Source organism: Streptomyces sp. NPDC051569, assembly GCF_044454085.1.
Classification (GTDB): Bacteria; Actinomycetota; Actinomycetes; order Streptomycetales; family Streptomycetaceae; genus Streptomyces.
Genome location: NZ_JBITDJ010000009.1, coordinates 52,647 through 74,725, shown reverse-complemented (window position 1 = coordinate 74,725; position 22,079 = coordinate 52,647). Strand labels below are relative to the sequence as shown.

The following is a 22,079-nucleotide window of genomic DNA, read 5'->3' as shown; positions in this document are numbered from 1 at the left end:
GCGGGAGAGTCGCATCGCAGGGGGGCGTGTGTCGAGATCGGGGCGTTGCGATCTTGTGAAATCCGCCCGAAGGGCGTGGTAGGAGGTTTGGATACGCGAGGTGCGCTGATCGCGCTCAGGGCCGGTCGACCGGCGCGCGGTGGGACAGCCGCCGTTGCCCCGTGCTCCCGGTGGGCCGCGTTAGGCTGGCCGGCGATGTTCTCCTCCCAGGGCCCCACCCTCCGCGAACTCGCCGTGCAGGCGCTCTCGTCCATCGAGCACGGCTACGACCTGCTGGCCCCGAAGTTCGACCGGACGCCGTTCCGGACGCCGGACGCTCTGCTGGACGCCGTCGTACACGCCGTACGTCCGCTCGGGCCGTTCCGTACGGGACTCGACATCTGCTGCGGGACCGGGGCCGGGACCGGGGCGCTGCGGAGACTGTGCGAGGAACGGGTCGTCGGGGTCGACTTCAGCGCGGGCATGCTCGCCATGGCCGCGTCGGCCCTGCCGGATGCCCCCGATGCCCCTGATGCTCCCGCTGCCCCGGACGCCCCGGGCGCTCCGGGCGCTCCGGACCCTTCCGGCGGCCCGGCGGTGAACTGGGTACGGGCCGACGCTCGCGCGCTGCCCTTCGCCCCGGTCTTCGACCTGGCCGCGAGTTTCGGGGCGTTCGGTCATTTCCTGCCCGCCGAGCGGCCCGCGCTGTTCGCGCGGGCGCACGCGGCGCTCCGCCCCGGCGGCCTGTTCGCCTTCCCCGTTCCCGCGCCGCCCCGGGTCGGTTCGAGCCTCTACTGGGCGCTCTGGGGCTTCGACACGGCGATGCGCCTGCGCAATCTCCTCCGGCGTCCCAGCTTCGTCATGTACTACCGGACCTTCCGTCTTCCGGACGTACTGGACGAACTGGCCCGCGCGGGATTCACCACCGGGCTGCTCCCCCTGACGGACCTCGGCGAACGGCCCGAAGGCGGCCCGCGCTGCGCCCTGGTGGTGGCCCGCAGGGCCTGAGCGGGCGGGCCAGGAAGGTGGTGGTGAGCGAGCCGGGTGGGCCGCGCGGGTCGCCGCCCGGGCGGTCAGTCGTCCAGCGCCAGTCCCGGCCCCCGCGGCCCCGGACGCTCGTCGAGCACGTCCGGGAACTCCTGGTCCCGGGCCTGCGGTGTCTGCGGTCCCGTGCCGGTCATGATGATCGTCTGCTCGACCCGTACCAGGCGGTACACATCGTCACCGATGATCACCTGGTTCTCGCCGTCCTCGATCGACGCGGCGGCACGTACGAAGCGGGGGCCCAGCTCACCCGCGTCCGTGGCCCGTACCCGCAGGACGTCCCGGAGGTCGGTCCGCGCCTCGTCCTCGACCGGAACGGCCGGAAAGAGCTGCCGCCAGCCCCGGTCCTCGTGGAGCATCGCCGCGTATGCCGTGTAGTGCGAGACGGACATGCGCTCCCAGACCGGACCCTCCACCGGGAACTTGCGGCGCAGCGCCTCCTCCCGTTCTCCGAGCTCCAGCAGCCGCCGGGCGGCCGCATCGTCGAATACCTCGTCTGCTGCCTCATCTGAGTTCGCGCTCACCCGACCAGCGTGCCCCATAACGGCTGTCTCCGACATACCGCTACCAGGATCATCCGTCGTAAATCCGCCACTTCTTCCGGCTCGGCACCGAGGACAAACGACTTGTCCCGCAGGCGAGTTGGCCCCTGCGGACGCACGCCGGCGCGGGCCGCTCATGCCCGCGCCTCCAGGGCCGACACCGCCGCCCTGGCCGCTGTCTCCACCAGCGCGATCCCGGACTCCATGCTGACGTTCCCGCGTGACAGGACCGCCAGCAGGCGGCTGTGCCCGTCCACCGTGACGCGCCCGATGCTGTTGACGTCCCAACGGCCGGTCGCGGTCCGCTGGAGCCACCCGTTCTTCAGGCCCGTCACCGTGCCCGCCGCCGACACGCCCCAGTCCTGGCCGGTGGATATCGCGCCCATCAGGCTCCGTACGTAGGCACGCGAGGCCGGGGCCAGTGCCGAGTCCTCGCCGAACACGGCGGACAGCAGGACCAGCTGGTCCGCGGCGGTGGTCTGGGTGAGCCCCCAGTGGCCGCCGCTTCCTCCGGTGGTCCCCGTCAGACCGAGTCGGCGGTTCGCCGCGTCCAGCCCCGGCGCCCCGCCGATGGCGCTCCACAGCTCGTCCGCCGACGCGTTGTCACTGACCCGGATCATGGCGGTCGCGGAGGCCTTCTCCCGGGCGGTGAGCCCGCGCTTCCCGTCCTGCGCCTTCAGCAGCAGCGCCGCCAGGATGTCGACCTTGACGATGCTCGCCGTGTCGTACGTGGCGCCGGCGCGCACGCCGTAGCGCGCCTGGAGGTTCTCCGCCGGGTCGATCACCGCCACCGACAGCGATGCCGTAGTGGCCCCCATGACCGGTCCGAGCCGCTCGGACAGGACGGCGTCGCGCGTGGCCTCGGGCACCTTCCTGGGCTGAGGGACGCGCAGCGCGGCCACCGACGCCGCCGGCGACGCCGACGGCTCCGGAAGTGACGGCGGGAGGGAGAGGGCCGTGGCTGACGGCAGCGAAATGATCGAGGTCAGGGGAGTGGTCCCGGACGGCGCGAGACTGCCGGCCGGCAGCCCGGCCGACAGCCCGGCCGACAGCCCGGCCGACGGCGCGGCCGATCTCGGTGCGGCCGGTGAGTCGCTCCGGGCGGGCGTCTCGAAGCCGCCCGCCGCCGCCCAGCCGGATACGAGGAGCGCGACGGCGGCGACGGTGCAGCGCGACGGGTGGCGCCGGGCCGACGTGGCGAGGCGCGGAGCGAACAAGTGCCGGGACATGAGTACGAGGCTAAGAAGACAATCTGAGAAATGATGGCCTCGCGCGTAACGAACTCATGACATATCCCCCGAGCAAAACGTCCCGTACTATCCGCGTGCGCCAGGAAAATACTCCCTTATCAGGTCATTTCGGAACACTCCGCGAGGGTCGAGCTTCGCCGTCAGCGCCTCGAAGTCCGCATAGCGCTCGTACAGCCCCCTGACCCGCTCCGGGCTCATCGTGAACACCTTCCCCCAGTGCGGTCTGACCGCGAACGGAGCCAGCGCCTCCTCGATCGCGCCGACCACCGGTGCCACGGCGGCGGCATCCGGGAACCAGGTGAAGTGGAAGGCCACCGAGTCGCGCCCGTACGCGGGACTCAGCCACAGGCCGTCCGCCGCGATGGTCCGGATCTCACTGATCTGCAGGACCGGTGCGATCCGCTCCCTGATGGCGGCCAGCGCGTCGAAGGCCGCCCGGGCGTCCTCCCGGGCCACGAAATACTCGCTCTGCAGCTCCTCGCCGCTGCTCGGCGTGAACTCGGGCCGGAAGTGCGGCAGCCGCGCGTGCCACGGCCCCGGGACACCGGACTGCACGGTGCAGGTCTCCGCGTCCATGCCGGGCACCGGGTGGCGCCGGCCGTCCGCGAGGACGGCGCCGAGCCAGGTGTCCGGCGCGGGCCCCGGGTCGCCGTCGCCGACCCGCTGCTTCAGCCACACCTGCTCGATCAGGTCGGTCCGCCAGCGCGTGAAGAGGCTCACGCTGTACGCGGAGGAGAGCACGTCGTCGAACCGCTCGCGCAGCTGACCGTACGAGAGCCCCTCGTACACCCACTGCCGGATGTCGTAGGCCGGCACCAGGCCGAGTGTCATCCGGGTGACGATCCCGGCCGCCCCCAGAGCCACCACGGCCCCCGCGAAGTCCTCGTCGCTCCGGTCGAGCGACAGCAGCTCGCCGTCGGCGGTGACCAGCTCCAGCGCGCGGACCGCCGTGGCCAGCGAGCCGTTGCCGACACCCGAGCCGTGCGTTCCGGTGGCGCAGGCCCCGGCCACGGAGATGTGCGGGAGCGAACCGAGGTTGTGCAGCGCCAGGCCCGCCCGGTGGACGGCCTCGGTGAACTCGGCGAACCGCAGGCCGCCACCGACCGTGACCGTGGCGGCCTCTTCGTCGACCTCCACGGTGCGCGGCAGTCCGGCCACCGAGACCAGGTTGCCCCGGGTGTCCGCGATCGCGTTGAAGGAGTGGCCGCTGCCGAGCGCGCGCACCGAGGTGCTCCCGGCGACGATCTCCCGCAGCTGGTCCACCGACGAGGGAGTGTGCACGCGTGCCGCGCTGAAGGTGATGTTGCCGGCCCAGTTCGTGGCGATCGGGGAGACGGCTTTCACGCGCGGGACATCGGGGTTCTCAGGCGTGCGGGACACGGGTTTCTCCTTCGCTGCGTTCGGGCGTGGCGGCCGGGCCGCACCCCCCTTCCTCTGCACTGCACTGTCGCACGCCGGTGCAGGGTCATGTCGCGGCGCCCTCCGCCCGGGGCCGCGCGCGAAGCTGGGACGCCAGGAAACGCCCCCGGGCACCGACCTGGGGAAAGTCCGAGGAAAGAAGGTGGGCCACCATGCCCGAGGAACTTCCCGTCGCGCGGCGGTGGGCCGTGGGAGCACTCTTGATCATGACCTTCGCGACCGGCCTGGTGGACGCCGTGAGCTATCTGCGGCTTGGGCACGTGTTCGTCGCCAACATGACCGGCAACGTCGTCTTTCTCGGCTTCTCCCTCTCGCGCGCGTCCGGCCTGCCGGTGGTGGCCCCGATCGTGGCCATGGCGGCCTTCGTGCTGGGCGCGATTCTGGGCGGCAAGCTCAACAGGATCCTCAGCGACCGGCCGCGGCTCTGGGTCGGCGGGGCATTCGCCGGTCAGGCGGGCGGGCTGACCCTGACGGCCGTACTGCTCTCCACCGGGGTACTGCGGCCCGAGGGCAGGATCGTGCTGGCGATCGTCGCCCTGCTCGCCGCCTGCTGCGGCCTCCAGAACGCGACGGTACGCCTGCTGGCTCCCCGGGATCTCACGACGACCGTCCTCACCCAGACGCTCACCGCGCTCAGCGCGCAGAGCGTGCTCGGGGCCGGCACGGGCGCCAAGCCGCATCGCCGGGTGGGGTCGCTGCTGGTCATGTTCGCCGGGGCCGCCACCGGGGCGCTGCTTCTGCAGGTCACACTGGCGGGCGTCGTCGGCCTCGCGGCCACCGCGGTCGCGGGCGCCGCCTGTCTCTTCGCCCTGGCACCAGGCCCGGACGAGACCCGGCCCGGATGAGACCCGCCCCGGCCGGTCAGCAGCGGTCCGTATGGGGCCCGGTACATATCAGGGCGGTCCGCATCAGGCCCGGGCCGCCAGCAGCTTCTCCACGCGCCGCAGCGCCTCGCGGACGTTCGCCCGGGTCGTGGCCTCCAACGCCTCCCGGGGCGTCATCCAGCGCAGCGGGGCGTCGGGGCTCTCCTGGCGTGCCGCGTCGGGTTCGGCGGTGGCGAGGACGAATCGCAGGTCGGCGTGTTCGTGGGCGGGTTCGCCGCCCCCGGCGGGTACGGGCACGATGGCCACCTGCAGGAGGGAGTCGTCCGGCCACGGGGCCAGGTCGCCGAGGCCGGTCTCCTCACGGCCCTCCCGGAGCGCCACGTCGAGAGGATCGGTCTCCCCCGGGTCGCCGTGCCCGCCCACGTGCAGCCACGACCGCTGTCGCTGGTGCCACCGCATCAGCACACGACCGCCGGCGGGGTGCACGACCAGGGCGGAGGCCGTCACATGCAGGGGGATCGAGCGCAGCCACGGGTCGTCGGCGCTCTGTGCGAGCGCGCGCACGCGGACGATGTCGGCGGCCTCGGCCGGGTCCTCCGTACGGTGGCGGGCGAGCGCGTCGAGGACCGGCCGGCGGCCGGGACGGACCACCGCCGTTTCGTTTTCCCTACTCATCCCCGGGACGGTACGGATTCGGGCGGCCGGTGTCCTTCGATTTCTGGCTGGGCCCCGGCTCAGCGCTCCCGCACACGGTAGAGCGGAAGCCGCCCCTCCACGATGTCGTGCCGTGGCAGCCGCAGCCCGAAGTGGGCGCCGATCGCCAGGACGCTGAGCTGCCGTCCACGCCGGCGTGCGGCGTCGGTCAACTGCCGTCCCACCGGCAGGACTCCCGCCTCCTCCAGCGCCGGAACGAGCAGGTCGGGATTGCGGCCCCGGCGCCAGGTCTCCTGCCCTATGCCGAACGAGCAGGTGAGGGCGGCGTCCCTGTAGTAGGTGAACGTCGACGGCGGATGCCACGGGGTCAGCAGGAAGTTGATCGCCTCCACGCCGTCGCGCGAGACGGCCTCCAGGCCGGCGGCCGTCGAACCGACCGCGTCGCCGTATTCGACGGCGAAGGACCAGTCGTGGACCCGGCCGACCCGGGCGACACTGTCGACGTCCGGTGCTGCGAGCGCGTCCACGGCGTCATCCGCGGAAGCCCCTCTCGGCTTCTGGCCCGGTCTGCCACCCAGCCGTGCGACCAGATCGGCCGGCTCGATACCGCGCGCGAACGTCACGCAGTCGACCACGTACGGCTCCAGGAGCCACTCGATACCCTCAGCCACGCTGCCCCCTGCCGATGTGACGCGTCAGTGCCCCGCATCTTGCCCCGAGGCACTGACAACGACGGCCCCACGGAGGCGAAGAGGCGGCCGGCCCCGGCTCCCGTGACCGGGATCCGGGGCCGGGCCTTCGCGCCCCTACGGCTTGCGGCCCACTCCGCCCCACATCGGGATGGTGTCGGACGGCACGTCATGCGGCCCCGGACGCCAGTTCGGCAGGGATACGACACCGGGCTCCAGCAGCTCCGTCCCCTCGAAGAACCGTGCCACCTCGTCCTGGGTGCGGGGCGTCGCGGACGCGTGCGCGGCGGCCCGCTCGTTGTAGACGCGCATCGACTGGGCGACCTCGTCGGCGGTGATGTCGGCCGCCGGGTGGGAGACCACCAGATGACTGCCGGACGGCAGCGCCTCCAGCAGCCGGGCCGCGATCCCGTGCGGGTCCTCGGCGTCGGGGATGTACTGGAGGACCGCCACGAACATCAGGGCCACCGGGCGGCTGAAGTCCAGCGTGCGCTTCGCCTCGGCGAGGATGGTCTCCACGTGGCGGGCGTCGGCCTCCACATAGTCGGTCCGGCCCTCCGGCGTGCCGACGAGCAGGGCGCGGGCGTGGGCCAGCACGATGCGGTCGTTGTCGACGTAGACGACCCGGGCGTCCGGGGCCACGGACTGGGCGACCTCGTGGGTGTTGTCCGCGGCGGGGATGCCGGTGCCGACGTCCAGGAACTGCCGGATGCCGACCTCGCCCGCGAGGTGGCGGACCGCCCTGCCGAGGAACGCGCGGTTGGCGCGCACCGCGTGCACGATTCCCGGGTTGGCCTGGGCCGCCAGCTCGGCGGCCTCCTGGTCCGCGGGGTAATGGTCCTTGCCGCCCAGCCACGCGTTGTACACGCGGGCCGGATGGGCCACGCCCGAGTCGATCTCCAGCGGCCGGTCCTCAGCCATCACATCCACCTCTCGGCACGCCTTCGCGGCTCGGTCGTCGTAGAAGCCCCCAGCGTACGCACCTCTTTCCGCTTGTCGATCTCCGGGCCGTCAACAGCCGCCCCCGGCGGGGGAGATCGGGACCGGTGCGCCGTGCGGGCCAGGTCCGGCCGGGACTCCGAACGCCTCACCGCCCGGCCCGGACGGAGCGCGGTGCGCACTCGGGGTGTCCGATCGCCTACGCTGAGCGACATGAGCGGTGTGGCCGGTGGTACGAGGAGCGGGCGCGGGGCGTGGTCCCGCCTGGCGCTGTTCGCCGTGCTGGCCGCGCTGGTCCATCTGCTGGGTTGCGCCCACGGGCCCGTCACCGCAGGCCCGTTGGCGAACGCTCCGATGGCCGGGACGCCCGCGCCTCACCACCCGGCGGAATCCCACAGGGCCGGGTCGACAGCGGCCTGCGCCGGGCGGCCCGCGCACGGGGCGGCGGCCTGCACCGACACCGACGAACCGAGCATCCTGCCGCAGCGTACGGACAGGTCCGCCACCCCCCGGACGGTGGGCGCGTCGGCGCCGGGGACGACCGGCGTGGCCGTACGGAACGGCCCCGGCGGCGTCTCCCGCGCGGACCGGGACGGCGCGGGAGACGGGTGGGGCGCGGACCACCGGTCACGTGCGGCCCTGAGCGTGTGGCGGATCTGACACCTCCCAAGGGCTTCTGACGGTTCGTCGGCCTTGTGCCGGCGGGTCCGTCAGCAGCCCTCAGGTCACCGCCCGTCCGTACGACCCACCATCGCGACCCGGGGCGCCGCCGCGCGCCCGGTCGCGGGAGACCCGCCGCAGGAGACCCCCGTGACGAAACATCTTGGTATGCCCCCCGGCTGTGCGCGGTCCGCGTCCACGCGGCCCGCGCACAGCCCGGCGGGCCTGGTCGGCGACACCCCGGCCCTGTGGGTCGGTGAACCGTTCACGGTGCCCGGCCGTGGATTCTGGGCGAAGCTGGAGGGCGCCAACCCCGGCGGGATCAAGGACCGCGCGGCCCTGTTCATGGTGGCGCGCGCCCGCGAGCGCGGTGAACTGGCACCGGGAGCGCGGATCGTGGAGTCCACCTCCGGCACGCTGGGGCTGGGTCTGGCACTGGCCGGGGTGACCTTCGGCCATCCCGTCACGGTCGTCACCGATCCGGGCATGGAACCGCTGATGACGGGTCTGCTCACCGCGTACGGCGCGGACATCGAGCGGGTAGGGGCCCCGGATCCGGTGGGCGGCTGGCAGCAGGCCCGCCGCCGCCGGGTGGCGGAGCTGCTCGCCGCGCATCCGGACGCCTGGTGCCCCGACCAGTACCACAACCCGGACAATGTGGCCGCCTACCGTCCGCTGGCCCTGGAGCTGGTGTCCCAACTGGGGCGCGTCGACGCGCTGGTGGTTGGCGTCGGTACGGGCGGGCACTCCGCCGGGATCGCGTCGGTGCTGCGCGGTCTCTTCCCCGACCTGCGGGTGGTGGGGGTCGATTCCACCGGCTCGACCATCTTCGGCCAGCCCGCCGCGCCCCGGCTGATGCGCGGCCTGGGGAGCAGCATCCACCCGCGCAATGTGGCGTACGACCTGTTCGACGAGGTGCACTGGGTCGCCGCCCCCGAGGCGGTCTGGGCGGCGCGTTCGCTGGCACGTGCGCGCTATGCCACCGGCGGCTGGAGCGTGGGGGCGGTCGCCCTGGTCGCCCGCTGGCTGGCGGCGGTCCGGCCCGCGCGGGAGCGGATCGTGGCGGTCTTCCCCGACGGGCCCGAGCGCTACGTCGGGACCGTGTTCGACGACGCGTACTGCCGCGAGCACGACCTGCTGGGCCACGAACCGGCCGACCGGCCGCAGGAGATCGCGCATCCCGGCGAGCGGACCGTCACCCGGTGGACGCGCTGCACCACGGTGGCGGACCCGCTCGCCACCGGCGCCGACACGGTCCCGGGCGGCTCACAAGCGGGGGGCACCGGTCCCGGGCCCGACGCGTGCGACCTGGCGGGATCCGCCCGGTGACGGCGCCGTCGAAGGTCCCGGCGGCAGGCCCCTGGGCCGCCACCCGCTCCTTCTCGCCCGCCGCACGACTACTGATGGTGAATCAGTTCGCCATCAATCTGGCCTTCTACATGCTGATGCCCTACCTCGCGGCCCATCTCGCGGGCACCCTCGGCCTGGCCGCCTGGGCGGTCGGCCTGGTGCTCGGTGTACGCAACCTCTCCCAGCAGGGCATGTTCCTCGTCGGCGGCACCCTCGCCGACCGCTTCGGCTACAAGGCGCCCATCATGGCCGGTTGTCTCCTGCGGACCGGCGGCTTCGCGCTGCTGGGCTGGGTGGACCAACTGCCCGCGCTCATCGCGGCCTCGGCGGCGACCGGCTTCGCGGGCGCCCTGTTCAACCCCGCCGTGCGCGCCTATCTGGCGGCCGAGGCGGGCGAGCGCCGGGTGGCGGCGTTCGCGGCCTTCAACGTCTACTACCAGGCCGGGATACTGCTGGGGCCGCCGGCCGGTCTCGTCCTGCTGGCCGCCGACTTCCGGGTGGTGTGCACGGTCGCGGCGCTGATCTTCGCGGCGCTGACCGTGCTGCAGTGGCGTGCGCTGCCCGCGCGGGGCGGCGGGAGGGCGGACAAGGAAGCGGCGGGCAAGGGACCGGCGGCCGGCGGAGCGGCGGGGCTGACGACTCCGTGGCGTACGGTGCTGGCCAATCGGCCGTTCCTGCTGTTCTCGCTCGCGATGATCGGCTCGTACGTCCTGACCTTCCAGGTCTATCTGGCGCTGCCGCTGGCCGCCGACGACGCGCTGGGGTCCGCCGGTACGAAGGCCACCGGGGCGCTGTTCGTGATCTCGGCGGCCGTGGCGGTGGCCGGGCAACTGCGGCTGACGGGCTGGGCCGCGCGCCGGTGGAGTGCGCACGGCGCGCTGGTACGGGGACTCGCCCTCATGGGGCTCGCGTTCCTGCCGCCCGCTCTCGTCCCGGCCGGGGACGGGCGCCCGGCCCGGCTGGGCGTCCTCGCCGCGCTGGTGGCGGCGGTGGTCGGGCTGGCCGTCGGCAGCGCGGTGGTCTACCCCTTCGAGATGGACACGGTCGTCGCGCTGTCGGGCGACCGGCTGGTCGCGACCCACTACGGCCTCTACAACACCGTGTCGGGGCTGGGCATCACGCTCGGCAATCTGGCGATCGGGGCGCTGTGGGATGTCGCGGGACGTCATGACGCACGGTGGCTGCCCTGGGTCGTGCTGAGCGGTACGGGTCTGGCCTGCGCGGTCGGGGTGTTCGCGCTGGCCCGTTCCGGACGCCTGGAGGCCCCCGTAGCAAGGCCGGTGCCCGCCTGAACGACGGCCAGCCGGCGCCCGCCCGGCGGTGCGACGTGCGCCCGCCCGGCCGTCCGACCGGCGCCGGACCGGCCGCACGCCCTGGCGCCGGTCGCGGCGCTAGGATCATCCGCCGGGATGGAAATAACATGGTGGGGTTTTGCCGCGCTCGCGGCGGCGGCGGCGCTGGTCGGCTTCTCGAAGACCGCGGTCAGCGGCGCCAATACGGTCAGTCTGGCCGTGTTCGCGGCCGTATTGCCGGCGCGCGGGTCGACGGGTGTGCTGCTGCCTCTGCTGATCATCGGGGACGTGCTCGCCGTACTGGCGTACCGGCGGCACGCCCACTGGCCGACCCTGTGGCGGCTCTTCCCCGCCGTCGCCGCGGGCGTCGTGGCGGGCGCCGTCTTTCTGCTCGTGGCCGATGACGCCGCCGTCCGTACGTCGATCGGCGCGATTCTGCTGCTGATGGCCGGGGTCACGATGTGGCGGCGGCGCGACGCCGGGGAGGGCGCGAAGGAGAGCGGGACGACGGAGAGCGGGACGACGGAGAGCGCGACAGGCCGGAGCCGCGCGCCGAACGGCCCTGACGGCACAGCTTCGTTCGGCGGGCGGCTCATGGCACGTTCGTACGGTGTGGTCAGCGGCTTCACCACCATGGTCGCCAACGCGGGTGGTCCGGTCATGTCGCTCTACCTGCTCTCCGCGGGCTTTCGGAAGCTGGGCTTCCTGGGCACCTCGGCGTGGTTCTTCCTCATCGTCAACACGTCCAAGGTGCCGCTCAGCGTGGGGCTCGGTCTGATCGACAAACGGTCCCTGCTGCTGGACGCCGCCCTGGTGCTGTTCGTCGTCCCCGGCGCCCTCCTCGGCAGGGCGTGCGTGAACCGGATCGACCAACGTCTCTTCGAACGGCTGGTGATCGCGGCGACCGTCCTCGGCGGGCTTCAACTGCTGCTGCGCTGAGCCGCCGGCCGGGCCACCGGGGCCCATGGGTGATACGGCTCGCACCAGTTCGGGGCGTGGCCTGGCAGAGTAGGGGCAAAAGGCAGTCGTAACAAGGGTTCTGATGAGGGTGGAGTGAGCAGTGTGAGCGGTGCGAGTGGCGTGTGGCAGCAGGACAGGATGGACTCACAGACAGTGGCCGGAGGTCCGTGCTGGGTGACCCTGCTCTCACCCGAGCTTTCCGCCTCGCAATCCTTCTACGGTGGCGTACTGGGCTGGACCTACCGGCCCGCCGGACTGGGGGACGACTTCCGGGTGGCGCTCTCCGAGGGGATGCCCGTCGCGGGGATCGGGGCGCCGGCGGCGTCGTCGGGCGTCGCCGCCGCGTGGACACCGTACTTCGCGGTCGCCGATGTGGACGAGGCCGCGGCGCGGATCAGGGAGCGTGGCGCCACCGTGGCGGTGGGGCCGCTGGCGTTCCACTCCGGCCGAGCGGCGCTCGCCACCGACCCGGACGGCGCGGCGTTCGGCATCTGGGAGGGCGCCGTACGCTCGGACTGGACCGTGGGACGCGGGAGCGCGCCGGCCTGGCTGGAGCTGCGGACGCGGGACACCACCGACGCCGCCCGCTTCTACAGCCAGGTCCTCGGCTGGGCGCCCGAGGCCGAGAGCGGGTTCACCCTCGTACACGAAGCCGATCACGCGGTACTCCGGCAGGACGAGCATGTGGTGGCCAAGATCCGAGGCGGCGCCGTGCAGGCCATGCCGGATCCCCGGCTGCGGCCGCGCTGGCACGTCTACTTCCGGGTGCCGGAGGTGCCCGGCTCCGTCGCGGCGGCGCTGAGCGGCGGGGGCGCGCTGGTCTCGGGCCCGGACGTCTCGCCGGCCGCGCGGGAGGCCACGCTGCGCGATCCGGACGGCGCGCTGTTCACCGTCACGTCGGACTGAACGGACCCCGGGCCTCGGACCGCAGACCCCCGGACTGAACAGCCCGAACCTATCCCGGTGACGCGTCTCACCTGCGGTTTTCTTGGCGAAGCGGGCATATCAACCTGTTTCCGTCCGGCTGCATCCCGCTCGATCCGGCTCCAGCGGATGCGGTGCAGTGTTCGCTGCACCGCGTCCGCTGTGACGCAAACCCGATTGGCTCGGCCTGTGGGCCGGCGACGGCGGCGAAGGCGCGAAACATTGGCTGCGGTGCTGTCGGAGCCGAAGAACAGGGGCGTCGAAGACGTCCTCATGCTGGTCTGTGATGGGCTGAAGAGGCTGCCCGACGCGGCGGGTGAGGTCTGACCTCGTACCGTTATGCAAACATGTGTGGTTCACCTGTTGTGGGCGTCGTTCCGATACGCGGCCTGGCAGGACTGGGACAAGATCGCGAAGGCGTTGAAGCCGGTCTGCACCGCGCCGAGCGAGAACGCGGCCACGACAAGCTTCCCGGAGTTCGCCGCGGTCTGGGGGAAGAAGTATCCGGCGATCGTCCGTCTGCGGGAGCCCAGTTGGACGAAATTCACGCCTTTCCTCCAGTTTGTGCGGAAATACGCCGGATTATGTCACGACCAACAGCATCGAGAATGGCAACGCCCGCATCCGCAAGTCCGTCCGTTCCCGCGGGCACTTCCCTCGAAGCAGGCCGCCCTCAAGTGAGCTTCGACCCCACCGGCGCCGGCCGCGAACGCTGGACCATGCGCTGGAAGAGCGCGATGAACGCCTTCGACATCGCCTTCGACGGTCGCCTCACCACAGGCCAACTCCAGCCACGCCAAGCCCAGTTACGCCTTTACTGGACAGACCCGCTTAACGCATTCACCTAAAGTACAGTTGAGAATGCTCACGACCTTGAAGAGGTCGCGCAGTGGCATGAGAGGCCCTGGGCAGGAGCCGACATGTGGAACGGATTCGTCGCTGAACCTGAGGTGTTGCGGGCAGCAGGAGCGCGGGCGCATCAGGTGACCGATGAGCTGCGTGCGTTTGATTCACACTCCATCACGATGGCCTCGGCCGATGTGGGGCACGATGGCCTCGCGCGGACAATCGACACCTTCACCACGCAGTGGCAGGCCAGTGTGGATGGCTTCGTCGAGGAAGGCCATGGTAAGGGAGACAAACTTATCAGCTGCGCGGCGGAGTACGAGGCAGTGGATCAGGCCAATGCCAGTGCAATCGGCGCTATTCTCGCGATTCTGACGGACCAGAATGGCTGAACTGGGGCAGACATCCGATCCGAGAGAACTGGTTCCCGGTAGTCCCGAGCAGTTACAGACCGCTGCCCAACATTGGCACGAACTCGCTGAGATCCTTGACTCGACCGGGAAAGACTTGTCCGGTCTGGACGTCGGGCCGTGGCAGGGACCGGCTGCGCGGGCGTTCAGCGCTGCGCAGACCGAGGACTCGCCGCGATGGAGCAAAGCCGGCGAGACACTGCGCACGTCTGGTGCGGCGCTCTCCCGCTACGCGGGCACCCTGGAATGGGGGCAGCGCAATGCGGCCGAGGCGGCGCGACTTTGGCAGCAGGCGGACGGTTCCGCGGCGGGACAGCAGGCGGCGACCGAACTGCTGGACCGGACGCGGTAGCAGGTCAGACAAGCCGGTGACGACACCGGGCTCGGTTTCGAGTCGGCCAGCGCGCCCGCCGGCTTCCCAGCGGTTACCAGTCCCGTAGGGACTGGTAACAAGTGGGACGACCTGGAAGGCTCGCATCCCAACCCGTCCGATGTCCACGAGGAGTGGAAAGGCCGGAACCACACACTCGACGGTCACGCGCCGGACAGCAGGACACCGAACAAGAACACCTTCCCCAACAAAGAGCCATGGACCGACGACGACAAACTCATGCACAACGTCGAGGATGTGGCCAAGAACCCCGATCAGCCCCCGGTCGAACAGGACGACGCCGACGGCGGCACGTCGTGGAAGGTTACCGGCACCAGGGACGGGGTCACCATGGAGGTCATCGTTGAGGAGGACGGCCGGATCAGGACCGCCTATCCGGTAGCAGGCGAGGGTGTACGCCATAACGACGAGAACGGCGAACCGCAGCCGCTCGATCCGAGGGACGAGGAGCGGCGGAAAGAGGCCGAGCACGACGCGGAGCAGGCGAAACAAGCCGAGCAGGAAGCCGAGGGCCGCGCGCGGGAGGCGGCGGAGGAGGCGGACGAGGCCCGTCGCGACGGTGACGAGCATGCCGCGCGGGATGCCGAACGGGAGCGGCAAGATGCCGAGCGAGAACGCGAGGAAGCGCTGGTTCGCAAGGATAGGGACGCACAGGAACCTGCCGGTGGCGGAGGCGAACCCGCCGGAGGGGAACCTGCCGGAGGGGGAGGCGAACCCGCCGATGCCTGACCAGCCCACGCGGCCGGCGGCCGGGAACGAAGGAGGGCCAACGTGGTAACCAACTCAGCGATAAACACAGCGAAATCCCTGGTGGACAGCTTGGCCGAACGGCTGCCGGAAGGCCGGGCCGAACAGTTCGGCGTGTTCATCGCGGTCGGCGAGCTGGAGGAACTGGCCTACGGCCTGATCGGTACGCTGCGCAAGTACGGCATCGCGGTCACGCCTGCCGAGCATGACCTACTGCGCGCGCTGCTCTACTCCTTCGACCTGCCGATGCCCAACTATCCTTTGCTGAGCAAACGCGATCAGTATCTCGCCGAGTTGGCCGTCCGTGACGGACCGGCCTCGGCAGGATAAGACTCGGGGGGCCAGGCTCGGACGAAAAGGGCTGGACGTCCAAGCCTGGCGATCTCTGAGCCTGGATCCACCGGTTGATATCTGCGGGGCAGGAGGTCCGAAACGAAGAGATGCCTTGTGACCTGCGAAGGTGGGACTTCTCAGGGCTCCATCCGGCAAGTAAAGCAAGGCATCTCTCACGTGCGATCTTCCCAGGTCCCCGGGGGTGTCTCCGCCGTTCTACGACCTGACGCTTCGACAAGCGCGGCCCCATCTTCCACGGCACCGTCACCATCGCCTCGATCCGACTCCGGCTCATGATCTCCGCCGTATCTAGTCGCCGGTCGTGCCGTCGAGCATCTCGCGCAGGATGTCCAGGTGGCCGTTGTGGCGGGCTGTCTCCTCGGTGAGGTGGAGGAGGATCCAGCGCAGGTCGACGTGGAGGCCGTTGCGGACGGGGCGCTGGGCCTGGTCGTCCAGGCCGTTTCCGGCGACCAGTTCGCGGTAGCGGGCGCTCTGTTCGGCGTATTCGTCGAGCAACTGCGTGAGTGGGAAGTCGACGGCGATACGCATCTCGCGGTCGGGGTCCTCCTCGGTCCAGGGGCCCCGGTCCTCCTCGCCGAGGAAGACCACCTGGAACCAGTGGTACTCGACCCAGCGGAGGTGGTTGATCACTCCGCTCATGGTCATCAGCGGTGAGTCGGGCAGGAGCGCCTTGCGTGCGTTCTCTGCGGAGACGCCCTGGCACTTGGCGCGGGCGGTGTCACGTGCGTAGTCGAGAAACGTGGTGAGCTGAGTGCGCTCGTCCCACGCGGGAGGTGTGTCGTCGATTCTGGTCATCACGCGAAGCCTCCCCGATCACCACGACCGATGTCGAGGTATTTAACGGGACAGCCCTTAGAGGATGTCTCACGTGGTGAGTTGATGGCGAGGCATGATGTTGTCCCGTGAGGGTTGATCTGTCGCGTCGGCTGGTTCCGGATGAACTGTGGGAGCTGGCAGCTCCGTTGTTGCCAAGGTTCACGTCCCGTCCGCAGGGCGGTGGTACGGCTCCGGTGGACGAGCGGGCGGTGTTCACGGCCGTGGTGTACGTGCTGACGAGCGGGTGCGCCTGGCGGTATCTGCCGGAGTCGTTCGGCGTCTCGCCGGCCACCGCGCACCGCCGGTTCACCGTGTGGACCGAGGCCGGGTTGTGGCGCAGGCTGCACCGGACGGTGCTGGACGAACTCGGCGCCAGGGGTGAGCTGGACTGGTCGTCCGCGATCGTCGATGCCGCGTCGGTGCGGGCCTCGCCGCAGCCCTCACCTGCTACAAGAGACTCGCGAAGCTCACCACGTGAGACATTCTCTTAGCTCCTTGTCTGGCGGGTCAATACACCTAGTGAGCCAGAGGTCCCGTCCCGATGAGCAGATTCGTGTCCGGGGCCTCCAGCCACCGGACGATCGAGGCGCTGCTGGGTGCTAGGCCGGCACCTGGATGGCCGTGCCCTACACCGAGGCAGGCCGGCCGGGGCGTCCGCTCGGGCCACGGAGAGGCTTCGATCAGGCCACTCCACCGGGCCGCCGGGCCGCGAGGGACGAGTACGGCGCCGGTACGCAGGGAAGAGCAGGGCGGGGCCAAGGGGCTGCCCGTATTGGTGGAGGGGCCGGTAGGTCTGCTCTACCACACCGCCGTCGGTTCAGGACCACCGTCGAAGGTGATTCCACAACGGCGCCGGCGCGGCAGGTTCGGGTGCTGACGCCACAGGTCGGCGGCGAGAACCGGGCGGGGCCCGCTACGGCGAGCCACGCCGAGAGTTGCTCGCTCTCGCCCTACGGCGCGGTGCGAGTCTCCATCGGGCGCTCCAAGTGGCCGACCTCCGTAGCACGCATGGTGTGCGGGTCATCACGTAGTACAGCGAAGCTTGTGAAGTCTGACCAGGCCCTTTCACCGGAAGCCTGGTCGCCCTCTATCTGCTGTTTGGCTGCCCTGTGGCCTGCCCTTTCCCTCCGACGAGCGGTTTTCCCGGAACCAACGGCCCGCCAGCCGTAGCCGGCGGGCCCGTTCATGCGCCGTCGGACGGGCGGCCCAGTGCCCAGCCCGCGACGTCGGCGAGTCTGCCGCGCCATACCGGCAGCTCCACCCCGGAGGTGACGCCTCCCGCGGGCAGCGTCGCCTTGCGCAGATGGATCCAGCGCGGAAGATGACGCTGCCCCTCCTCGCCGAGCAGTTCGCCGACCGTCTCGTCCACGGTCTCCGGGAGCCTGGCGAGCAGATCCGCGCCCACGCTCCTGACCTGGTGCAGGGAGGCGGCCCAGTCGGCCTTCCACTCCTCGCGGGTGATCAGATCCCCGTACACCACTCCCCCGGGCACGTTCAGGGTGATCGGCAGCGAGGACCCGGGGTCCTCCTCCAGCAGCCGTATCAGCATCTGGAGCTGGAGGTCGAGGACCGGTTCTGTGGTGGACGGCGTCAAGTTCGTCATGATGAGGCACTGCCCCCGGATCGCCGTACGACTCCCGGGGAGCCTGCTGAGCTAACGTGACCCCTATGACGGACCGGGCAAAAGCCACCATTCCCCCCTCGCTCTTCTCGCCCATCCCGCCCTCCTCCCCCGTCGTGGCCCCGGCGACCCCGGCGACCCCGGCGAGGTGACGCGATGCGCGTCTTCCTGGCGGGAGCGACCGGAGTCATCGGCAGCCGGCTGCTGCCTCTGCTGCTCGCCGAGGGGCATCAGGTCACGGCCCTGACCCGGCGGACCACGGACGCCGAAGGGCTGCGTTCCCTGGGCGCGGAGCCGGCGGTGGCCGACGCGTACGACGCCGAGTCACTCACCCGGGCGCTCAGGAACGCGGCACCCGAGGTCGTCATCCACCAGCTCACCGACCTCGGCGGCGCGAGCGCCGAGGCCAACGCGCACATGCGCAGGACCGGCACCCGCAATCTGACGGACGCGGCGGTGGAGGCCGGGGTGCGCCGGATCGTGGCGCAGAGCGTGGCCTGGGCGTACCAGGGCGGGGACATTCCCGCCACGGAGCCGACCCCGCTGGATCTGGAGGCGGACCTGCCCCGGGCGACGACCGTACGGGGGGTGGCCGCGCTGGAGGCGACCGTACGGGAGGCTCCGGAGTGGGTGGTGCTGCGGTACGGCGTGCTCTACGGCCCCGGCACGTGGTACGCGCCCGGCGGCCTCATGGCCGAGCGGGCCCTGGCGGGCGAACTGGCCACGGACGGGGACATCTGCAGCTTCCTGCGGGTCGAGGACGCCGCCGCGGCGGCGCTCGCGGCACTGGATTGGCCCTCGGGGCCGGTGAACATCTGCGACGACGAGCCGGCCACGGGCCATGCGTGGATCCCGGTGTTCTGCGCCGCCGTGGGCGCGCCCGCGCCGCCGCGCTCCCCCGGCCCGGAGCGTCATGACTGGGCGCGCGGCGCGGACAACCGCTATGCGCGCGAGGAGCTGGGCTGGAGCCCCCGCCACAGGTCCTGGCGGGACGGATTCACCGGGAGCCTGCTCTGAGCCTTCCGCACACCCGCCGCCCGCCGCCTTCCGCACACCCGCCGCGCCCGCACACCACGCCGGTCCGCCACCCGTCCGTACCTGCGACCCGGGCACCCGTCGTCCGGTCAGGCCGCCCGTACCGGCGGCACGCCCTCGACCTCGAAGACCACGTGGTCCTCGTAACACCACCACCAGCCCTCGCCGGGCTCGTAGGAGCGGATCAGCGGATGTCCGGACGCGTCGTGGTGCGCGGTCGCGTGCTGATTCTTGGACGAGTCGCAGCAGCCGATGTGCCCGCATCCCTGGCACTCGCGCAGATGCACCCAGCTGTCGCCGAGGGCGACGCACTCCGGACAGGTGTCCGCACTGTCCGCGCTCACCGGCTGGACCTCCGCGAGATGACCGCAGATCATCCCGCTCGTCCGCTCTTCGTCGTTCGCCATGTCGCTGCCGCCCGTCCGACCACACAGGTCACTCACGTCAGTCGCCTTTCCACCGTACGGCCGGTCTCGCGCACCCGCCAGCAGGGAGCCGTCAGGACGCGCCCCGAGCGCGTCCTGACCGTCATCCGACACGGCGGCAGCCCGGACATCCGGTGCCCGGCCGGCGCCGTTTCCGGAGGTCCGACGGGGTCACAGTCGCCGCACGGAAGATTTCCGCAGCCGACGGCGCGGGGGCCGTTCAGGTCTGTGCGGTGCGGTGGCGCTCGGGTGTGAGGAGGTAGGTGATGGCCATGTCGCTGAGCTCGTCGGCGTACCGGCGCCTGGCCGCCTCTCCCGTAACAGGGTCGGGGCGCACGGAGTTGTGGAAGCAGGCGCCGAGGATGGCGCGGGCCGCGGTGTCCAGCGCCGCCTCGGGTCGGGAGCGCCGGATCTGGTCGGTGTAGGGGGCTGCCGCTTCGAGCAGGAGGCGGTGGATTTCGGTGATGGTGCGGGCGCCGCGGTCCAGGGATGTGGTTCTCCGGACACGCAGCAGCTCGGGGAAGAGGCGGTTGCTGTCGGCGAAGGACTGCAACAGGGCTTGCGCGTAGGCGTCCACGACGCCGGAGAGCGACGGCTCGGCGCTGCGCAGTCGCTCGGCCACGTACTCCTCGCGCCGCTCCAGCATCCGCTCGGTCAGGGCGGTGATCAGCTGTTCTTTGTCTTCGAAGCGGCGGTAGATCGTGCCGACCGAGACGCCGGCGTGCGCGGCGACGCCGGTGATCGTCATCTCCTCCAGGCCGGACGAGGAGGCGATGTCCTCGGCCGCCTGGAGTACGCGGGCCAGCGTCGCGGCGCTGCGCGCCTGCCGGGGCTCCCGGTAGGGCGCTGGGCGGTCCGGCTCCTCGGTCATGTCCTGCATGGTATCTGCGGTGGTCCGGGCAGGTCCTTTTGACAAGTGGTGTACCCCTCTGCGTACCCTCATGATGTGAACGTGAATTCACATTCGCATTCTATGGAGGTTCGACCATGAGCGACAACCGGACAGCCCCGCCCGTGACCGTGACGCTTGAGTCAGGGCCCACCGGTGCCGGGAGCATCGACGACTTCGAGCTGTTCTACGCCCGCCGCGCCCTGGACCGCTTCAGGAAGCGGCTGGGACGTCAGGGCCTGCTCGACCTCCTGGCAGCGGACATCGAAGAGGGCAACGCTTTCCTGCGCGAGAGCGCTCGCACCTCCGACGGCCGCTTCACGGCAGGCACGACGGTGCTCACGACGCGGGGCCTCACCTCGGCCGCGTTTCTGGCCTGGATGGACAGAGCCTTCGCCGGTGACGAGAACGCGCTCCTCGCGGCGCACCCCGAGCACTACGCGATGGGCACCGACGCCGTCGGCGCGCGCGTGGTGGAGAACATCGGCCCCCACGTCTGCTCCTTCTCCATGGGCGGCTGGGGAACGGACGCGATGGCCTGGGCGGCGGACGCGGCCGAACTCCTCCCGGAGTCGGAGTTTCCGCGCAAGATGTCGTCGAACCTCTTCCTGGCCGACGGCACGGTCGTCGGGCGGTCGCTGATCCAGTTCGGTGACACCGCCGACGGCTTCACGGCGCACCTGACGGTTTACTTCCCCGTCACGTGCCCGGACGACGTCATGGAACACCACCTGCGGCACTACGCCGTCGAGTTCAGGAACTGGATCGTCGCCGCGGCGGCGGCCCGCGCCTGAGGTCTTCGGCCGGACGCCGGGCAGCTTCGACACCAGCGAGCCACGCGGCCCGACGTCCGGCCGGCAGCCACATGAGTGCCGACCCATCAGGGCGGCACGGGCCGGCCGCTTCGACGTGCGCGGGCTCGGGCCCGTCCGGCCTTCTCTCTCCCCCACTCGGCCCCCCACTCCGCCGGCAAGGGGGCTCCGCCCTTTCCGAGCACGGTATGCAGCACAGAAAGACTCACCGATGTCCAAGCACTCCACGCTGCCCGGTACGGGACGCAAGCTGGCCCTGGTCGTCCTCGGCCTGGCCGCCCTGATCACGACGATGCTGTGCGCTTTCGCGCTGCCCTCGCTCCACAGCGGCCCCCACCACATCCCGATCGGCGTCAGCGGGACCCCGCAGACCACCCACGCTCTCCGGGAGAACCTTGACGGGGACGCGTGGGACGTCCGGGTCTACGAGACCCCCGACGCCGTCCGGTCCGCGGTCAAGGACCGTGAGATAGCGGGCGGCCTCGCGGTCACCGATCACGGCGTCGCCGTCTACACCGCCACCGCGGGCGGCCCCTCCGCCACCAGTGCCCTGACCGAACTGGGCGACAGCGTCGCCGCACAGCACGCGATGAAGGCGTCCGTCCACGACCTGGTGGCCTTCACCAAGGACGACCCCCGCGGCACCGGGCTGACCTCCGCACTCCTGCCCATGATCTTCGGCGGAATCTTCACCGCCCTGATTCTCAGCGGTGTCTTCCCCGGCCACCACGGGCTGCGGACCCGCCTGGCGGGAGCCCTGCTCTTCTCCATCGTGGCGGGCACCGCTGTCGCCGCCGTTCTCCAGTTCGCCACCCACTCGGTCGACGGCGACTACTGGCTCACCGCCCTCGGAGTCATCCTCGCCATGGCCGCCATGTCCACCACCCTCCTGGGCCTCCAAGCCTTCCTCGGCACGGCCGGCTTCGCCCTCGGTGGCGCGCTGATGATGCTCCTGGGCAACCCCCTCTCGGGCCTCGCCACCGGCCCCCACTGGCTCCCCACCGGCTGGGCCACCCTCGGCCAATTCCTCCCTCCGGGCGCCTCCGGCAGCCTCCTGCGCGCCAACGCCTTCTTCGCCGGCGCCGGCGCCGGCCTGCCCGCCCTCGTCCTCACCGCCTGGGTCGCCATCGGTGTCGCCTTCGCCCTCCTCGCCGACCGGCGCGGCAAGCGCGCCGCCGCGACCCACCCCCGGACCCCCGCCGTCTGA

Annotated in this window: 25 protein-coding genes and 1 pseudogene; 16 read left to right on the top strand and 10 right to left on the bottom strand. The window is 71.3% G+C overall.

All coding sequences use genetic code 11. From position 1 onward, the window contains the following. Positions 1 to 195: 195 nt before the first annotated feature. Positions 196 to 987, top strand: a complete 792-nt coding sequence (locus ACIBAE_RS16080; RefSeq protein ID WP_399285445.1) for a class I SAM-dependent methyltransferase — start codon at positions 196 to 198, stop codon at positions 985 to 987. A gap of 65 nt (positions 988 to 1,052) precedes the next feature. On the opposite strand, the gene ACIBAE_RS16075 is transcribed toward ACIBAE_RS16080, so the two are convergent. The 3 genes from ACIBAE_RS16075 to ACIBAE_RS16065 all read right to left on the bottom strand — a co-directional run bounded on the left by ACIBAE_RS16075 (position 1,053) and on the right by ACIBAE_RS16065 (position 4,195). Further along, entirely contained in the window at positions 1,053 to 1,547 is a 495-nt protein-coding gene (locus ACIBAE_RS16075) for a DUF5954 family protein (RefSeq protein ID WP_399285444.1), read from the bottom strand. 152 nt (positions 1,548 to 1,699) lie between these two features. After that, on the bottom strand, positions 1,700 to 2,794 hold the full coding sequence (locus ACIBAE_RS16070) for a serine hydrolase (RefSeq protein WP_399285443.1): 1,095 nt from the start codon (positions 2,792 to 2,794) through the stop codon (positions 1,700 to 1,702). 87 nt (positions 2,795 to 2,881) lie between these two features. Then, positions 2,882 to 4,195: an FAD-binding protein gene (locus tag ACIBAE_RS16065; protein WP_399285442.1), complete on the bottom strand. Its 1,314-nt coding sequence runs from the start codon at positions 4,193 to 4,195 to the stop codon at positions 2,882 to 2,884. Positions 4,196 to 4,386: 191 nt separating this feature from the next. Between ACIBAE_RS16065 and ACIBAE_RS16060 the strand changes: the two genes are divergently transcribed. Beyond that, positions 4,387 to 5,079, top strand: coding sequence for a YoaK family protein (locus ACIBAE_RS16060; protein WP_399285441.1), 693 nt, complete (start codon positions 4,387 to 4,389; stop codon positions 5,077 to 5,079). Positions 5,080 to 5,142: 63 nt separating this feature from the next. Here ACIBAE_RS16060 and ACIBAE_RS16055 read toward each other — a convergent pair whose 3' ends face one another. From ACIBAE_RS16055 to ACIBAE_RS16045, 3 genes are all read right to left on the bottom strand, one after another. Further along, positions 5,143 to 5,733, bottom strand: a complete 591-nt coding sequence (locus ACIBAE_RS16055; protein WP_399285440.1) for an NUDIX hydrolase — start codon at positions 5,731 to 5,733, stop codon at positions 5,143 to 5,145. A 59-nt stretch (positions 5,734 to 5,792) separates the two neighbouring features. Beyond that, a complete protein-coding gene (locus tag ACIBAE_RS16050; protein ID WP_399285439.1) occupies positions 5,793 to 6,383 on the bottom strand; it encodes a DUF6461 domain-containing protein in 591 nt (196 codons plus the stop codon). 135 nt (positions 6,384 to 6,518) lie between these two features. After that, positions 6,519 to 7,322 (bottom strand): SAM-dependent methyltransferase, encoded by an 804-nt coding sequence (locus ACIBAE_RS16045; RefSeq protein WP_399285438.1) that lies wholly within the window; start codon positions 7,320 to 7,322, stop codon positions 6,519 to 6,521. 231 nt (positions 7,323 to 7,553) lie between these two features. Between ACIBAE_RS16045 and ACIBAE_RS16040 the strand changes: the two genes are divergently transcribed. The 10 genes and pseudogenes from ACIBAE_RS16040 (at position 7,554) to ACIBAE_RS15995 (ending at position 15,250) form a co-directional block, all read left to right on the top strand. Further along, a complete protein-coding gene (locus ACIBAE_RS16040) occupies positions 7,554 to 8,000 on the top strand; it encodes a hypothetical protein (protein ID WP_399285437.1) in 447 nt (148 codons plus the stop codon). A gap of 168 nt (positions 8,001 to 8,168) precedes the next feature. After that, positions 8,169 to 9,329, top strand: a complete 1,161-nt coding sequence (locus ACIBAE_RS16035) for a PLP-dependent cysteine synthase family protein (protein WP_399285542.1) — start codon at positions 8,169 to 8,171, stop codon at positions 9,327 to 9,329. A 74-nt stretch (positions 9,330 to 9,403) separates the two neighbouring features. Beyond that, a complete protein-coding gene (locus ACIBAE_RS16030) occupies positions 9,404 to 10,642 on the top strand; it encodes an MFS transporter (RefSeq protein ID WP_399285541.1) in 1,239 nt (412 codons plus the stop codon). 117 nt (positions 10,643 to 10,759) lie between these two features. Beyond that, on the top strand, positions 10,760 to 11,581 hold the full coding sequence (locus ACIBAE_RS16025; protein WP_399285436.1) for a sulfite exporter TauE/SafE family protein: 822 nt from the start codon (positions 10,760 to 10,762) through the stop codon (positions 11,579 to 11,581). Positions 11,582 to 11,740: 159 nt separating this feature from the next. Then, on the top strand, positions 11,741 to 12,508 hold the full coding sequence (locus ACIBAE_RS16020; protein ID WP_399285435.1) for a VOC family protein: 768 nt from the start codon (positions 11,741 to 11,743) through the stop codon (positions 12,506 to 12,508). Positions 12,509 to 12,701: 193 nt separating this feature from the next. After that, positions 12,702 to 13,374, top strand: a pseudogene (locus ACIBAE_RS16015) (transposase); the annotation flags it as partial. 72 nt (positions 13,375 to 13,446) lie between these two features. Next, the gene (locus ACIBAE_RS16010; protein WP_399285434.1) at positions 13,447 to 13,764 is read left to right on the top strand and encodes a hypothetical protein; all 318 of its coding nucleotides are present in this window, start codon (positions 13,447 to 13,449) and stop codon (positions 13,762 to 13,764) included. Then, the gene (locus tag ACIBAE_RS16005) at positions 13,757 to 14,134 is read left to right on the top strand and encodes a putative T7SS-secreted protein (RefSeq protein ID WP_399285433.1); all 378 of its coding nucleotides are present in this window, start codon (positions 13,757 to 13,759) and stop codon (positions 14,132 to 14,134) included. The genes ACIBAE_RS16010 and ACIBAE_RS16005 overlap by 8 nt, the downstream gene beginning before the upstream one ends. 111 nt (positions 14,135 to 14,245) lie before the next feature. Beyond that, a complete protein-coding gene (locus ACIBAE_RS16000) occupies positions 14,246 to 14,902 on the top strand; it encodes an EndoU domain-containing protein (protein ID WP_399285540.1) in 657 nt (218 codons plus the stop codon). A 42-nt stretch (positions 14,903 to 14,944) separates the two neighbouring features. Further along, the gene (locus ACIBAE_RS15995; protein ID WP_399285432.1) at positions 14,945 to 15,250 is read left to right on the top strand and encodes a hypothetical protein; all 306 of its coding nucleotides are present in this window, start codon (positions 14,945 to 14,947) and stop codon (positions 15,248 to 15,250) included. Between the two features lie 312 nt (positions 15,251 to 15,562). Here the strand turns inward: ACIBAE_RS15995 and ACIBAE_RS15990 are convergent, their stop codons facing one another. Then, complete coding sequence (locus tag ACIBAE_RS15990) at positions 15,563 to 16,069, bottom strand: DinB family protein (RefSeq protein WP_399285431.1); 507 nt, start codon at positions 16,067 to 16,069, stop codon at positions 15,563 to 15,565. Positions 16,070 to 16,176: 107 nt separating this feature from the next. Here ACIBAE_RS15990 and ACIBAE_RS15985 point away from each other — a divergent pair, with 107 nt between their 5' ends. Then, positions 16,177 to 16,581 (top strand): transposase, encoded by a 405-nt coding sequence (locus tag ACIBAE_RS15985; protein ID WP_399285430.1) that lies wholly within the window; start codon positions 16,177 to 16,179, stop codon positions 16,579 to 16,581. Between the two features lie 692 nt (positions 16,582 to 17,273). Here ACIBAE_RS15985 and ACIBAE_RS15980 read toward each other — a convergent pair. Beyond that, positions 17,274 to 17,693: a hypothetical protein gene (locus tag ACIBAE_RS15980; protein ID WP_399285429.1), complete on the bottom strand. Its 420-nt coding sequence runs from the start codon at positions 17,691 to 17,693 to the stop codon at positions 17,274 to 17,276. 174 nt (positions 17,694 to 17,867) lie between these two features. Here ACIBAE_RS15980 and ACIBAE_RS15975 point away from each other — a divergent pair, with 174 nt between their 5' ends. Further along, positions 17,868 to 18,728: an NAD-dependent epimerase/dehydratase family protein gene (locus tag ACIBAE_RS15975; protein ID WP_399285428.1), complete on the top strand. Its 861-nt coding sequence runs from the start codon at positions 17,868 to 17,870 to the stop codon at positions 18,726 to 18,728. Positions 18,729 to 18,835: 107 nt separating this feature from the next. On the opposite strand, the gene ACIBAE_RS15970 is transcribed toward ACIBAE_RS15975, so the two are convergent. After that, positions 18,836 to 19,189 carry a UBP-type zinc finger domain-containing protein gene (locus tag ACIBAE_RS15970; RefSeq protein ID WP_399285427.1) on the bottom strand — a complete coding sequence of 118 codons (354 nt, stop codon included), beginning with the start codon at positions 19,187 to 19,189 and terminating at the stop codon, positions 18,836 to 18,838. 202 nt (positions 19,190 to 19,391) lie between these two features. Next, positions 19,392 to 20,042, bottom strand: coding sequence for a TetR/AcrR family transcriptional regulator (locus ACIBAE_RS15965; RefSeq protein ID WP_399285426.1), 651 nt, complete (start codon positions 20,040 to 20,042; stop codon positions 19,392 to 19,394). Positions 20,043 to 20,158: 116 nt separating this feature from the next. Between ACIBAE_RS15965 and ACIBAE_RS15960 the strand changes: the two genes are divergently transcribed. Together ACIBAE_RS15960 and ACIBAE_RS15955 are read left to right on the top strand one after the other, a co-directional pair. Next, positions 20,159 to 20,854 carry a hypothetical protein gene (locus tag ACIBAE_RS15960; RefSeq protein WP_399285425.1) on the top strand — a complete coding sequence of 232 codons (696 nt, stop codon included), beginning with the start codon at positions 20,159 to 20,161 and terminating at the stop codon, positions 20,852 to 20,854. Positions 20,855 to 21,083: 229 nt separating this feature from the next. Then, positions 21,084 to 22,079, top strand: coding sequence for a hypothetical protein (locus ACIBAE_RS15955; RefSeq protein WP_399285424.1), 996 nt, complete (start codon positions 21,084 to 21,086; stop codon positions 22,077 to 22,079).

Excerpts from the sequence above, each read along its gene's own strand:
- ACIBAE_RS16055 (WP_399285440.1), bottom strand. The coding sequence starts at position 5,733 with ATGAGTAGGGAAAACGAAACGGCGGTGGTCCGTCCCGGCCGCCGGCCG.
- ACIBAE_RS15975 (WP_399285428.1), top strand. The coding sequence starts at position 17,868 with ATGCGCGTCTTCCTGGCGGGAGCGACCGGAGTCATCGGCAGCCGGCTG.
- ACIBAE_RS16070 (WP_399285443.1), bottom strand. The coding sequence starts at position 2,794 with ATGTCCCGGCACTTGTTCGCTCCGCGCCTCGCCACGTCGGCCCGGCGC.
- ACIBAE_RS15980 (WP_399285429.1), bottom strand. The coding sequence starts at position 17,693 with ATGACGAACTTGACGCCGTCCACCACAGAACCGGTCCTCGACCTCCAG.
- ACIBAE_RS16030 (WP_399285541.1), top strand. The coding sequence starts at position 9,404 with ATGGTGAATCAGTTCGCCATCAATCTGGCCTTCTACATGCTGATGCCC.
- ACIBAE_RS16010 (WP_399285434.1), top strand. The coding sequence starts at position 13,447 with ATGTGGAACGGATTCGTCGCTGAACCTGAGGTGTTGCGGGCAGCAGGA.
- ACIBAE_RS16045 (WP_399285438.1), bottom strand. The coding sequence starts at position 7,322 with ATGGCTGAGGACCGGCCGCTGGAGATCGACTCGGGCGTGGCCCATCCG.
- ACIBAE_RS15955 (WP_399285424.1), top strand. The coding sequence starts at position 21,084 with ATGTCCAAGCACTCCACGCTGCCCGGTACGGGACGCAAGCTGGCCCTG.
- ACIBAE_RS16080 (WP_399285445.1), top strand. The coding sequence starts at position 196 with ATGTTCTCCTCCCAGGGCCCCACCCTCCGCGAACTCGCCGTGCAGGCG.
- ACIBAE_RS16060 (WP_399285441.1), top strand. The coding sequence starts at position 4,387 with ATGCCCGAGGAACTTCCCGTCGCGCGGCGGTGGGCCGTGGGAGCACTC.
- ACIBAE_RS16020 (WP_399285435.1), top strand. The coding sequence starts at position 11,741 with ATGGACTCACAGACAGTGGCCGGAGGTCCGTGCTGGGTGACCCTGCTC.
- ACIBAE_RS15960 (WP_399285425.1), top strand. The coding sequence starts at position 20,159 with ATGAGCGACAACCGGACAGCCCCGCCCGTGACCGTGACGCTTGAGTCA.
- ACIBAE_RS16025 (WP_399285436.1), top strand. The coding sequence starts at position 10,760 with ATGGAAATAACATGGTGGGGTTTTGCCGCGCTCGCGGCGGCGGCGGCG.
- ACIBAE_RS16005 (WP_399285433.1), top strand. The coding sequence starts at position 13,757 with ATGGCTGAACTGGGGCAGACATCCGATCCGAGAGAACTGGTTCCCGGT.
- ACIBAE_RS16035 (WP_399285542.1), top strand. The coding sequence starts at position 8,169 with ATGCCCCCCGGCTGTGCGCGGTCCGCGTCCACGCGGCCCGCGCACAGC.
- ACIBAE_RS16040 (WP_399285437.1), top strand. The coding sequence starts at position 7,554 with ATGAGCGGTGTGGCCGGTGGTACGAGGAGCGGGCGCGGGGCGTGGTCC.
- ACIBAE_RS15965 (WP_399285426.1), bottom strand. The coding sequence starts at position 20,042 with ATGACCGAGGAGCCGGACCGCCCAGCGCCCTACCGGGAGCCCCGGCAG.
- ACIBAE_RS15990 (WP_399285431.1), bottom strand. The coding sequence starts at position 16,069 with ATGACCAGAATCGACGACACACCTCCCGCGTGGGACGAGCGCACTCAG.